The following is a 12653-nucleotide window of genomic DNA, read 5'->3' on the forward strand; positions in this document are numbered from 1 at the left end:
CCGTGAATTACTTCTTCATTGGCCTTTAGGCTGTAAGAGCGAAAGCGAATTCCACGGAAATATATTGAGATGGTGCAAAGGTTCACAGAATGAAGAGGTCCACAGAAAAAAACAAGGATTATGTTATATTATTTTCGCTTTGTACTGCTGTTTTTGCTGGTATTGGGATGTAAGGATGAAAATACCCCATCCGAAAAGAAGGTCCGCCCCAATATCCTCTTTATTGCCGTTGACGACCTTCGCACCGAATTGGGCGCTTACGGCAGCATTGCCAAGTCCCCTAATTTGGATGCTCTAGCCTCGGAAGGGGTGCTTTTTACCCATCACTATGCTCAGGTGCCTACTTGTGGGGCTTCAAGGCATGCGCTTCTAACCGGATACCGTCCCTTTAAACGCATCCATTTATCAAATAACGCAATTGTGGAAGAACTTTCGGGAAAGGCTGAGGATTCCATTCCCGAAACGTTTATCCATCGGTTTAAACAAGCAGGCTATCACACGGTCGGCATCGGAAAAATAAGCCATTCCGCGGATGGTTATGTCTACGGATACGAGGAACCGGTATCCGACAAAAGGGAACTGCCGTATAGCTGGAGCGAACTGCTTTTCAATGCCGGAAAATGGGAGACCGGATGGAACGCCTTCTTTGCCTATGCCAACGGCGAAAATCGGCAGAGCCTCAACAAACAGGTCAAGCCCTATGAAGCGGGGGAGGTAGAAGATGAGGGGTATCCGGATGGCCTGACCGCTAACCTAGCCATATCCAAATTAAAAGAACTTAAGAATAACGAAGAACCCTTTTTCATGGGCGTTGGATTCTTTAAGCCCCATCTGCCCTTCAACGCTCCCAAAAAATATTGGGATCTTTACGATCGGGCAGAGATTCCGGTGTCCGACAATCCAGGAATCCCAGAAAACATCAATCGGGCAAGCCTGCACGAAAGCGGGGAGTTCAACCAATACGCCCTAGGAGACGAAAAGGCCGGTTTAGACGCCTCCGTTTCCGAAGCCTACGCCAAAAAATTACGGCACGGCTATCTAGCCTCCATAAGCTATATCGATACGCAAATCGGAAAATTGCTGCAAGAACTCAAAAGATTGGAATTGGATGAAAACACTATTGTCGTTATATGGGGCGACCACGGCTGGCATCTGGGAGATCAACGGGTCTGGGGCAAGCATACTCTCCTCGAAAACGCCCTGAAAAGCACCTTGATCATTAAAACACCCTTCGCCGAACATCGGCACAAAAATGTAGATGCCATCGTAGAAAGTGTTGACCTCTACCCTACCCTTTTGGAACTGTCCGACATTCCCTTAAACCATAAAATCGATGGTAAAAGCTTACTGCCACTAATGGTCTCGGACAATTTGAAAGATCAGGGAAAAGCGTACGGGTATTTCAAAAACGGCATTACCCTGCGAACGCGGGATTACAGATTGACGAAATATTTTAGGGACGAAGAACCGGTTATTGAACTTTACGACCACACGAGTGATAACCCAGAAGATAGAAATGTTGCCAGCGAACGGCCGGAAATCGTAGATCAACTTATGCCGATTTTGGAAAAAGGGAACACGGGACTGTATGATAGGGAATAGAACTATCAGAAAACATTACCCTACCATCAAAACTTTTCGTATTTTACCTTCCTAAAATTTAACAGATATAAATGGAAGTTCTTGGTATTGACGTCGGCGGTTCCGGCATGAAAGGAGGTATTGTAAATATTGAAACCGGTGAGATGATTTCGGAACGGTACCGTATTCCCACCCCCGAATCTCGGAAACCGGAAGAGATGGCGGAGGTCATCGCCGAAATCGTCAAACACTTTGATTACAAGGGAAAAGTGGGCTGCGGCTTTCCTACCGTCATCAAAAAAGGCATCTGCAAATCCTCAGGAAACCTAGATGAGAGTTGGCTGGGAGTCAATATCGAGGAATTGTTCGAAGAAAAAACGGGACTCGATTTTACGGTGGTCAACGATGCCGATATTGCCGGTTATGCTTCCATGGAATACGGTATCGGAAAAGGAGTAGAAGGTTTAGTGATCATGATTACTATTGGAACCGGACTGGGCAGTGGCGCTTTTTACGATGGAAAACTGATTCCTAATTTCGAATTGGGACAGATGCCCTATAAAAAATACAAAAAAATCGAACTTTGGGCGGCCGCTTCTGCCAAGGAGCGTGAGGGACTATCCTATAAAAAATGGGGCAAGCGTTTCAACAAATTCCTTAAATATGTCGATTTGATCGTTGCGCCCGACCTTATTCTTTTGGGCGGCGGTACTTCAAAGGATTTTGATGAATTCAAGAAATATATCACTATCGATACGCCTGTAAAGCCTGCAGAACTTCAAAACCATGCGGGTATTATAGGCGCAGCGGCAGCGGCCATCCATAAAATTCCAATGGACTGATTCACGGAAAGACCGGATATATCTATTAAAAAAGCCCTAATCGATAAAATATCGATTAGGGCTTTTGTATTATCAAATAATTAGACTCTTCGGAAAACTAACTTAAAAAAGTCTAAGCAATCTTATTTCGTTTACGATCATTCTCCGTCAAATAAATTTTTCGAAGTCGCAAATGTTTTGGCGTCACCTCGACATATTCATCTTTCTGAATATACTCCAAGGCTTCTTCCAAAGAGAATTTGATGGCAGGAACTATTTTTGCCTTGTCATCAGCTCCTGAAGAACGTACGTTGGACATTTTTTTGGTCTTGGTGATATTGACGGTCATATCATCGCCACGAGAATTCTCTCCGATAACCTGACCTTCATAAATATCCTCGCCCGGATCGACAAAAAACTTACCCCGATCTTGTAGCTTGTCAATGGAATAGGGAATTGCTTTTCCTTTTTCCATCGAAACCAATGAACCGTTCTGACGCTGTGGAATATCGCCTTTCATCGGTTGGTACTCCAAGAAGCGGTGTGCCATGATAGCTTCACCGGCAGTAGCGGTTAACAATTGGTTACGTAGGCCTATAATTCCTCGAGAAGGAATTAAGAACTCGCAGATCATGCGTTGGCCTTTAGCTACCATACTGGTCATTTCGCCTTTTCGTATGGATACCATTTCCACGGCCTTCCCGGAAACTTCCTCTGGCAAGTCTATGGTCAATGCTTCAATAGGCTCACATTTGACGCCATCGATTTCTTTAATGATAACCTGTGGCTGACCTATTTGCATTTCATAGCCCTCGCGACGCATGGTCTCGATCAATACGGACAAATGCAAAACGCCCCGACCGAACACCAAAAACTTATCCGCACTATCCGTCGGGTTGACTCTTAGGGCCAAATTCTTCTCAAGCTCTCGCTCCAACCGCTCCTTTATGTGGCGGGAGGTAACGAATTTACCATCCTGTCCGAAAAACGGACTATCATTGATCGTGAACAACATGCTCATCGTAGGCTCGTCGATGGCGATAGTTTTAAGACCCTCCGGATTTTCGAGATCCGCAATAGTATCACCGATATCGAAACCTTCAAGACCGACAATGGCGCAGATATCGCCCGTGACCACTTCCTGCACTTTTTTACGGCCTAACCCTTCGAACGTAAACAATTCCTTGATTTTCGATTTTACGATGCTACCATCCCTTTTTACCAGAGAAATCTGCTGGCCTTCCTTCAAGCTGCCGCGTTGTAATCTTCCAATCGCGATTCGCCCGGTAAACGATGAAAAGTCCAAAGACGTAATAAGCATTTGGGTATTTCCTTCTTTGGGTTCGAAAGTTGGAATTTGTTCGATGACCATATCCAGTAAAGGTTCAATATTGTCGGTCTCGTTTTTCCAGTCGTCGCTCATCCAGTTGTTCTTGGCGGAACCGTAGACCGTGGGAAAATCCAACTGCCACTCCTCTGCCCCTAGCTCGTACATGAGGTCGAATACTTTTTCGTGCACCTCTTCGGGCGTACAATTTTCTTTGTCCACTTTATTGATGACCACACAGGGTTTTAATCCCAAATCAATAGCTTTCTGCAAAACAAAACGCGTCTGTGGCATCGGGCCTTCAAAGGCATCGACCAACAAAAGCACTCCATCGGCCATGTTCAAAACACGTTCGACCTCACCCCCAAAATCGGCGTGACCAGGGGTATCGATGATATTGATCTTGGTATCTTTATAGACTACGGAAACGTTTTTAGAAGTAATGGTAATACCGCGCTCCCGTTCGAGATCATTATTGTCCAGAATTAAATCGCCCGTATTTTCGTTGTCGCGAAAAAGATGGCAGTGGTACATAATCTTATCGACCAAGGTAGTCTTACCGTGGTCTACGTGGGCAATAATGGCGATGTTCTTTGTAGTTGACATTTGTATTTTTTAATTTATTTCTGCCTCTTCTATGTAATGAAATAGGTCTTTATTTCGGGCGTGCAAAGATACGGCTAATTTTAGTTGATTCGACTAAAGCCGTATTATTTTTATTTTACTGATTTTTAGGGGGATAATTTTACCTCCGATGGGTTAGCAGCCAATGAACCCAAGGCATTTAAAGGTTATAGAAATGATGGCACGAGCCTACACGGTATACCGTATCCGCGGTCTGAAACTTTCAGTAATTTCAGGAAAATGGTACAGATTATTCGAAAGTCGGCTTTCTAGATTTTCGATTAGTCGCCACCCATCCAAAGTTGAGGCCAAAAAGCGGTCCGTAACCTGAGGGTATGCCGTCGCCACGATAATAGCCAGCACCTAATTCCACATTAAAATTGAAGCCTTTCGGATAGGTTCTTTGGATGCCATATACCATTCCATAAAAACCCAAGTTGAAATCGCTCGGTCCTTCAATATTGGTCTTTATCCGAACCTGGGAAAAGAAAATGGCCTGTGCCGCGGCGATATAATTTCCCGAATTACCAGAAACGTTCTTGCCCTTGTCGATCCGTCGGTTGAAATTATGATAATAACGGTATCGATTGTTCATCGCCAAACCATAGGCGTATCCTTCTTGATACGTGGCGAGTCCCAATCCCAAACTTGTCGAGACACTTTGGTTTTTGAAAAGTCCCAATTCGTAACTCAATCCGGGAGAGAGCAGATCGAACTTGAATTGATGGCGTTCTAAATTAATAAGATCGAAGGTTTTTGTTCTTTGCTCATCTTGCCCAAATACATTCGAATAAGCAAGCAGAACGAAAGAGCACATGATGAACAGCGTTGATTTTTTCATCTGAAGCGGTTTGGTATACACCGAATCTAAATACTAAATCACAGTTTTGGAGTATATTTGACGAAAATTTAAGATATGGACCTTTCGCTTATCCCCAAACTTAAACATGCCGATAGCAATAACTTCTTTCTCCTTTCCGGACCCTGTGCCATCGAAGGCGAAGACATGGCCTTGCGAATAGCGGAGCATATCGTCAAAGTAACGGACGCATTAAAAATTCCCTATATTTTTAAGGGAAGTTTTAAAAAGGCCAACCGCAGCCGTGTGGATTCCTTTATGGGTATCGGGGATGAAAAGGCGTTGAAGATTTTACGGAAGGTATCCGAGACCTTTGACGTACCGACCGTGACGGATATCCATGAAGCTTCCGATGCCGCCATGGCCGCGGAATATGTGGATGTACTCCAGATCCCAGCTTTTCTGGTGCGTCAGACGGATTTAGTGGTAGCCGCCGCCGAAACGGGAAAAGTGGTCAACCTTAAAAAGGGACAGTTTATGAGTCCCGAAAGCATGAAGCACGCCGTGATCAAAGTGACCGATTCCGGTAACGAACAAGTGTGTATCACCGACCGGGGGACCATGTTCGGCTATCAGGATATGATTGTTGATTTCAGGGGCGTGCCCACTATGAAACACTATGCCCCTGTGGTCTTGGATGTCACCCATTCGCTACAACAGCCCAACCAGTCTTCGGGAGTCACCGGCGGCCGCCCCGAACTCATTAACACCATGGCAAGGGCGGGTATTGCCGCCGGGGTCGACGGTATTTTTATAGAGACCCATTTTGACCCCGCCAACGCTAAAAGTGATGGGGCGAATATGTTGCATTTGGACCGATTGGAATCATTGTTGACGAATTTGACCGCGCTACGGAATACAGTGAACCAGCTGAAATAGAGAACCTACCCAGAACATTTAACGTATGACTACGCTCGGTACAGGAATTCAATCGCCATGGTGTAGCTGTTCAAAGTGTGCTATTCACTGAATTTGAAGCCCTCGAAGGCCAGGTTTGAACCCTTATCATGTAATGGATACAAAGCTTGAGTTTTTTGCTTCATTTCATTCGATAAGCCTCAAATAGCACTGCATCCCTTTTATAAAGTCATAAACCTCTAAACTCCTAAACTTTTTCACTAATTTGGATGTTTAACGAAAAACTATCCTAAATGAAATCCGGTTTTAACCTGCTATCCCTAATTCTACTGCTTTCCATTTTCTCCTGTACGGATGAAAAATCCAACGAAAAAGAAACCAAACGCCCGAATATTGTCTTTATCATGTCCGACGATCACGCATATCAGGCCATTAGTGCGTACAGCGACAAACTGATTCAAACGCCCAATATCGACCGGATCGCCAATGAAGGGATACTTTTCACCAATGCCAGCGTGACCAATTCGATTTGCGCACCCTCCCGTGCGGTCATCCTCACTGGAAAACACAGCCATATCAATGGAAAGATCGATAACCTTACCCCTTTCGATACGACCAATGTGACCTTTCCGCAGATTTTACAAAAAGCGGGCTACCAGACGGCCATGTTCGGGAAACTGCATTTTGGTAATAATCCCAAGGGATTTGATGAGTTTAAAATCCTTCCGGGACAGGGGGACTATTACAATCCCAAGTTTATTACCCAAAAAGGCGATACGACCATTCAGGGCTATGTGACCGATATTACGACCGATCTTACTTTGGACTGGATGGAAAAGCGGAGGGACACTACAAAACCCTTCCTATTAATGTACCTGCACAAAGCACCCCATCGCTCATGGCTTCCCGCAAAAAGGCATTATACCGAGTTTACGAAAAAAACCTTCCCGCTTCCAGAAACACTTTTCGACGATTATGCGAACCGAGGTACAGCAGCTGCGACGGCCGAAATGAACATCCTCAAACACATGACCTACAATTACGATAATAAGGTATATCCCGAAATCGTCAAAGCCCTGAACATCGATGACCGGGAACTCTATAACCCGATCGAACGAATGACCCCGGAACAACGCGCTTCTTGGGATTCCGTTTACGGCCCGATCAACGAGGACTTCAAAAAACGATATCCGGGCATGAACGACTCCACCTTAATGGTCTGGAAATACCAGCGTTATATGCAGGACTATTTGGGTACGATAGCCGCCGTAGATGAAAACGTCGGACGGCTGTTGGACTACCTAGACGAAGAAGGTCTCACAGAAAATACCCTAGTCGTCTATACCTCTGACCAAGGTTTCTATCTCGGCGAACACGGTTGGTTCGACAAACGGTTTATGTACGACGAATCGTTCAAAACGCCTTTGCTGATCCGGTGGCCGCATGTGATAACCCCCAAAACCACCTCTGAGGAGTTGGTACAGAACCTCGATTTCGCCCAGACCTTTTTGGAGGTCGCCGGTGTGAAAGCGCCCGATGATATGCAAGGGGAAAGCCTCATGCCCCTGCTCAAAGGCGAAACGGAAAAATGGGACAGGGATGCCGTCTATTATCACTATTACGAGTACCCAGCCGAACACGCCGTAAAAAGGCATTATGGCATCGCGACAAAGAATTTTAAACTCATCCATTTCTATTATGATGTCGACGAATGGGAACTCTACGACCGCAAAAAAGACCCCCTGGAAATGAACAATGTGTACGACGACCCCACCTACGCGGAAACCCTTGCCCAAATGAAGGAAAAGCTGACCTCCATCCGAGAAAAATATAAGGATTCGGATGCCCTAAGCGAACAATATATCGACATTTATAAGGATAAAGGCTTGATTGAGTGATTGGGAATGGGTAGATACATGAGAAGTTCTTCTATTAACCAAATCGTTTGATCCTTGTCGATATTGAGCCCCTAAAATCACTATTTTTGGTAAAACCACAGACCATGAAGCTTTTGAGCCTCTTATTTTCGTTATTTTCTTGTGCAATCTGCATTGCCCAAGAACATTCCCACACCGGAGCCCAACCGCTCAATTATCCCGATATCGAGGGATACCGAACACTCAAGACCGATCTACACCAGCACACCGTGTTTTCGGATGGGAGCGTTTGGCCCACAATTAGGGTACAAGAAGCTATACGCGAAAACCTGGATGCCATTTCCCTGACCGAACATTTGGAATACCAGCCCCATAAGGAAGATATTCCCCACCCCGACCGCAATCGTTCCTTTGAACTGGCCAAAGCTATGGATGAGGCAGAAGAACACGGATTGCTAATCGTCCATGGCTCGGAAATTACCCGTTCCGAACCTGTTGGCCACAGCAACGCCCTATTTATTACCGATGCAAACCCATTGGTACAGGACGAGCCCGAAGCCGCCTTTGTCGCTGCAAAAAAACAGGATGCTTTTGTATTCTGGAACCATCCGGCCTGGCATGCACAACGTCCGAAAGGTCTGCCCGTTTTAAGCGATTTTCAAAAAGCCCGTATTAAAAATGGGGAACTGCATGGTATCGAAGTCATAAATTCGGTTGATTATTCTCAGGAGGCCTTGACCTTGGCCTTAGAGCAAAACCTGACCATAATGGGCACCAGCGACATTCACGGCCTAATCGATTGGGACTACACCGAAAAAGGAAACCACCGCCCGATAACCCTGGTATTCGCCAAAAATAAAAGCATCGAAAGTCTTCGGGAAGCCCTCTTTGCAGGCCGTACCGTGGCGGTCTACAACGACCTGCTAGTTGGCAAGGAAGAGTTTCTTACACCTTTACTTCAAGCCAGTATCGAAGTCGTCAAGGCGGAATATCTCCCCAAGACCCAAGTTTTAGAAGTTGAACTGAAGAACGTTTCAAGTAGCGATCTGCTTTTCGAAAACCAAATGGAGTTTACTTTTTATGACAGTTCACCCGTATTCGAAATCCCCGCTGGGGAGACGGAAACTTTGCAGATCAAGACCTTGGAGAAAAAGTCCTCCATTACTCTTAAGTTGAAGGCCTTAGGTTGTTTTACCGCGCCTAAGGTACAGCCAGTGGTTGAATGGGAGGTTCGGATAAATTAGACGACCACTACCTACTCCTTCCCGTCAACATAATCCTGCAAATACGAATACCGCTCGGTCAGCTTCCCGTTTTGCGTCATGCGTGCTCGGTGGAGTACGCCATCCTTATCCCCATTGAAAAAAGCGGGAATCACGTTTTTTAAGAAAGCTTCGCCAAAGCCCTCGCTCGCATCGCGGGGTAGTTCACAGGGCAGGTTATCCACAGCCATTACGGCAATGGCAGATTTGTTTTTGAAATTAGTTTCCTTTTCCTTTTTGGGATCGTAGCCATAAATAGGGTCGGCAATCGTCGAGGGCCGAATGGTACTAGCAACCGGCCCATCGATGTCGCAGCTCACATCGGCCACGACCTTTATTTTAAAATCCGTCTGCTTGGCATCTTCGCGTGTAAACAGATAGGGTGCGCCCTGCCCATAAAAATGTCCGGCAATATAAAAATCGGTTACTTCGGCGAAGCGATAGAAATCAGATTTATATTCCCCGGGATTTTGAAAGAAGTCCGCCTTGTTGCCGCGAACGCCGTCTTTACGCTTATTGTATTCACCGGCATCGATTTGGCAGTAGACCGGTTCTTTGAACTCTTCGGACAGGTAAGCGGCTACATTGACCCGTCGCATGCCCATACCGTCGAGCATTTCCCGCGAACCATTCCCCACTCTGCCTCTACCTGTCAACAGGATTTTGATATTTGGTAAGGGTACTTTTTTAAGGGCATCGATTAGTGCCGTTTGATTCGGAAGCTTTTCCGCCTTTGGCAATTTGAAAAGGTCATATTTGAGACCGTAGGCTCGAAAGCCATTGTAGGCACCAACGATGCCGGCGTATCTTCCAAAAGCGACAAGGCGCTGTTCTTTGGCATTGGTGATGACCTCGTGATCGTAGAGCTCGATATTTTTATCCAATATCGCGCGTAGCAGTTCTCGGTTATAGGGCTGTTTTTTGATGGTATGGGAGAAAAAGAAGTATTTTTTATTCGGGATGAGGTCATCGATGGGCACCTCTTTTACTCCTAATAGCACATCGCAATCCTCCATTTTCGGGCCGACGACTATTCCCGCTGCCCTATACTCCGCATCGGTATAGGTGCGAATAGGGGAAGGCTCGACGATAATTTCGGCATTTCTGTGTGTCGAAAGTACTTTTTGACAGGCTTTCGGGGAGAGTACCACACGTCTGTCGGGTGGGTTTTTGCGTTCGCGGATGATTCCGAATTTCATTGAAGGGATTATTTGTTTTCGTCACATTATTTACCCTAAAAGTACCTCGAAATGTGGGTTTGGACAAGTTCTCTGTTCGATAAATTTATGTAGAACGGGGAATTTGATTAACTTTGCAGTCCTTTTACGGGGCCGACTGGTTTTGACAGCGAGACCAATGGCAATGTAAGCATGCCGAGCGCTGGGGTACAGCTCGTAAATATCATACTTCACACTTTTAATTGGCGAATCTAATTACGCTCTTGCCGCGTAATCCGAATTATAGTAGGATTATGCCTCGTTCCGACAAGGTCGGAAAGCGAGATGTCCCTGAACAGCCCTTGTTGACGGCGGTTCATTTCGGGGCACCATAAAAGTCAACACAAGGGTAGCGTTCGCTTTGGCGCTGCCACCAAAACTTAAAGAAGCTAAGTGTACGTTAGGCCGTTTCCGGTCAGGCGTGCATCGAAAACCAATCGGAAACTAAGCACGTAGAAAGCATTGTAATTGCTTGTTTGGACGAGGGTTCGAATCCCTCCGGCTCCACTGAAACAGTACCAAAACAAATCAAAAACCCTGTAATCGTATGATTCACAGGGTTTTTTATTTATTTTGTATTCATTTGAATCCATTTGATATCAAATAAAAAGTCACATATTCGGTGAGTACTTTTTATCTTAAAAAACACTCACCGATTTCGATGTAATTAACTGAAAATATGTTAATTATAAAAATGGTATTTTTCTTTTTTGTACTTTTATTAGTGTTAAAAAGATACCTAAAATGAGCCATTCTTTCTCACAGCTATTTTATCTAAAGGGAAAACACTTCGAAAAAGATGTGAAAGTCCCGATATACTTACGATTGACCGTAAACGGAAAAAGGAGCGAACTAAGTATTTCACGTAAAGTCGACCCCGAAAAATGGAGTGCTCGGACGGGGAAAATGCGGGGAACGAACCTCGAGGCGAACGAACTGAATTCGTATTTGGATGCTGTTCGAAACAAAATAAACAAAATTCATGCGCGACTTGTTGACGAAGACAGACCCTTCAACTCATCGGACATAAAAAATCTTTATGTAGGCAAAGGAGAGAAAATCAAAATGCTTGTACAGCTCTTTGGTGAACACAACCAGCAAATGGAAAAATTGGTGGGAATTGAATTCGCTCTGGGTACTTGGAAGCGATATCACACCACCAAAAGTCATATTTCCGAGTACCTTCAATCTGAATATCGAAAAAAAGATATTCCGGTAAGGGACGTCGATTTAAAGTTTATCAAAGGCTTTGAGTATTTTTTAAAGGTAACAAAGGCCTGTAATCATAACTCCGCATTAAAGTACGTCAACAACTTTAAAAAAATAGTTCGGATTGCCGTTGCCAATGATTGGCTTACCAAAGACCCTTTCTATAACTATAAAGTGCAATTCAAGACCGTAGAACGTGAGTTTCTCTCCAAAGAAGAGTTACAGCGTCTAATTGACAAATACATTGACGGAGAGCGCCTAGGCATCGTTCGGGATATGTTTGTGCTTTGTTGCTTTACCGGTTTAGCCTATGTAGATGTTAAGACCCTAAAGCCAGAAGAAATTCACCAAAACGAAGATGGTAGTTTTTATATAAAATCAAAACGATCTAAAACGGATACGGGTTTTACAATTCCGTTGTTACCAACTGCGGTGGCCATTATCGAAAAATATAAAGCTCACCCCAAAGTGGTTAATAAAGATTGTGTCATACCAGTACTGAGCAATCAGAAATCCAATGCCTATCTTAAAGAAATTGCAGACCGCTGCGATATCAAAAAGAACCTCACCACCCACCTAGCCCGCCATACCTTTGCTACTACGGTTACTTTGACCAATGGCGTGCCCATTGAAACGGTTGGGAAAATGTTGGGGCATAAGAATTTGCGGACCACGCAGCATTATGCCAAGATTATTGATTCCAAAGTTGAGGAGGACATGGCGATTTTGAGGGGGAAGTTGGCGGAGATGAAAGTTAAGAAATTTTAATGAAAGGATACATTTCAAATTTTCATTTAATCGAAAATGAAGACTATGAAGAAACCTCTAAAAAGCAGCCAAAAATTATATATAAATATTTCGCAACACTTGTCATTGGTATAGAACTCGTTTAAATTTTTTCAGTTGGCAAAATCCCCACACCCCTGACCTGTACAATTGTAATTGAGATAAAAATATCACAATATTTTGGATTTTGAGATGTTTACAAATAGTCGAAGAGCAAATCTATTTTAGTCAT

At 44.6% G+C, this 12653-nt stretch carries 9 protein-coding genes and 1 other RNA gene; 7 read left to right on the forward strand and 3 right to left on the reverse strand.

Annotated features, from left to right (window positions below; all coding sequences use genetic code 11):
* Positions 1 to 120 precede the first annotated feature (120 nt).
* Together BLT07_RS11890 and ppgK are read left to right on the forward strand one after the other, a co-directional pair.
* Positions 121 to 1602, forward strand: a complete 1482-nt coding sequence (locus BLT07_RS11890) for a sulfatase (protein ID WP_091868916.1) — start codon at positions 121 to 123, stop codon at positions 1600 to 1602.
* A 71-nt stretch (positions 1603 to 1673) separates the two neighbouring features.
* Positions 1674 to 2423, forward strand: a complete 750-nt coding sequence (gene ppgK, locus BLT07_RS11895) for a polyphosphate--glucose phosphotransferase (RefSeq protein WP_091868918.1) — start codon at positions 1674 to 1676, stop codon at positions 2421 to 2423.
* A 112-nt stretch (positions 2424 to 2535) separates the two neighbouring features.
* On the opposite strand, the gene typA is transcribed toward ppgK, so the two are convergent.
* Positions 2536 to 4335 (reverse strand): translational GTPase TypA, encoded by a 1800-nt coding sequence (typA, locus tag BLT07_RS11900; RefSeq protein ID WP_091868920.1) that lies wholly within the window; start codon positions 4333 to 4335, stop codon positions 2536 to 2538.
* Positions 4336 to 4603: 268 nt separating this feature from the next.
* Positions 4604 to 5194, reverse strand: a complete 591-nt coding sequence (locus BLT07_RS11905; RefSeq protein ID WP_091868922.1) for a hypothetical protein — start codon at positions 5192 to 5194, stop codon at positions 4604 to 4606.
* A 75-nt stretch (positions 5195 to 5269) separates the two neighbouring features.
* Here BLT07_RS11905 and kdsA point away from each other — a divergent pair, with 75 nt between their 5' ends.
* The 3 genes from kdsA to BLT07_RS11920 all read left to right on the forward strand — a co-directional run bounded on the left by kdsA (position 5270) and on the right by BLT07_RS11920 (position 9191).
* Positions 5270 to 6091, forward strand: coding sequence for a 3-deoxy-8-phosphooctulonate synthase (gene kdsA, locus BLT07_RS11910; RefSeq protein WP_091868923.1), 822 nt, complete (start codon positions 5270 to 5272; stop codon positions 6089 to 6091).
* A 272-nt stretch (positions 6092 to 6363) separates the two neighbouring features.
* Positions 6364 to 7968, forward strand: a complete 1605-nt coding sequence (locus BLT07_RS11915; RefSeq protein WP_091868925.1) for a sulfatase family protein — start codon at positions 6364 to 6366, stop codon at positions 7966 to 7968.
* Between the two features lie 104 nt (positions 7969 to 8072).
* Positions 8073 to 9191, forward strand: coding sequence for an Sb-PDE family phosphodiesterase (locus BLT07_RS11920; RefSeq protein ID WP_091869028.1), 1119 nt, complete (start codon positions 8073 to 8075; stop codon positions 9189 to 9191).
* 11 nt (positions 9192 to 9202) lie between these two features.
* On the opposite strand, the gene BLT07_RS11925 is transcribed toward BLT07_RS11920, so the two are convergent.
* Complete coding sequence (locus BLT07_RS11925) at positions 9203 to 10408, reverse strand: NAD(P)-dependent oxidoreductase (protein WP_091868926.1); 1206 nt, start codon at positions 10406 to 10408, stop codon at positions 9203 to 9205.
* Positions 10409 to 10536: 128 nt separating this feature from the next.
* Here BLT07_RS11925 and ssrA point away from each other — a divergent pair.
* Together ssrA and BLT07_RS11935 are read left to right on the forward strand one after the other, a co-directional pair.
* Positions 10537 to 10936: a transfer-messenger RNA gene (ssrA, locus tag BLT07_RS11930) on the forward strand.
* 234 nt (positions 10937 to 11170) lie between these two features.
* On the forward strand, positions 11171 to 12403 hold the full coding sequence (locus tag BLT07_RS11935) for a site-specific integrase (protein ID WP_091868928.1): 1233 nt from the start codon (positions 11171 to 11173) through the stop codon (positions 12401 to 12403).
* Positions 12404 to 12653 lie beyond the last annotated feature (250 nt).

Source organism: Pricia antarctica (assembly GCF_900101815.1).
GTDB classification, from domain to species: Bacteria; Bacteroidota; Bacteroidia; order Flavobacteriales; family Flavobacteriaceae; genus Pricia; species Pricia antarctica.

Coding starts and splice junctions, on each gene's coding strand:
- BLT07_RS11915 (WP_091868925.1), top strand. CDS start 6,364: ATGAAATCCGGTTTTAACCTGCTATCCCTAATTCTACTGCTTTCCATT.
- BLT07_RS11905 (WP_091868922.1), bottom strand. CDS start 5,194: ATGAAAAAATCAACGCTGTTCATCATGTGCTCTTTCGTTCTGCTTGCT.
- kdsA (WP_091868923.1), top strand. CDS start 5,270: ATGGACCTTTCGCTTATCCCCAAACTTAAACATGCCGATAGCAATAAC.
- BLT07_RS11920 (WP_091869028.1), top strand. CDS start 8,073: ATGAAGCTTTTGAGCCTCTTATTTTCGTTATTTTCTTGTGCAATCTGC.
- ppgK (WP_091868918.1), top strand. CDS start 1,674: ATGGAAGTTCTTGGTATTGACGTCGGCGGTTCCGGCATGAAAGGAGGT.
- BLT07_RS11935 (WP_091868928.1), top strand. CDS start 11,171: ATGAGCCATTCTTTCTCACAGCTATTTTATCTAAAGGGAAAACACTTC.
- typA (WP_091868920.1), bottom strand. CDS start 4,335: ATGTCAACTACAAAGAACATCGCCATTATTGCCCACGTAGACCACGGT.
- BLT07_RS11925 (WP_091868926.1), bottom strand. CDS start 10,408: ATGAAATTCGGAATCATCCGCGAACGCAAAAACCCACCCGACAGACGT.
- BLT07_RS11890 (WP_091868916.1), top strand. CDS start 121: ATGTTATATTATTTTCGCTTTGTACTGCTGTTTTTGCTGGTATTGGGA.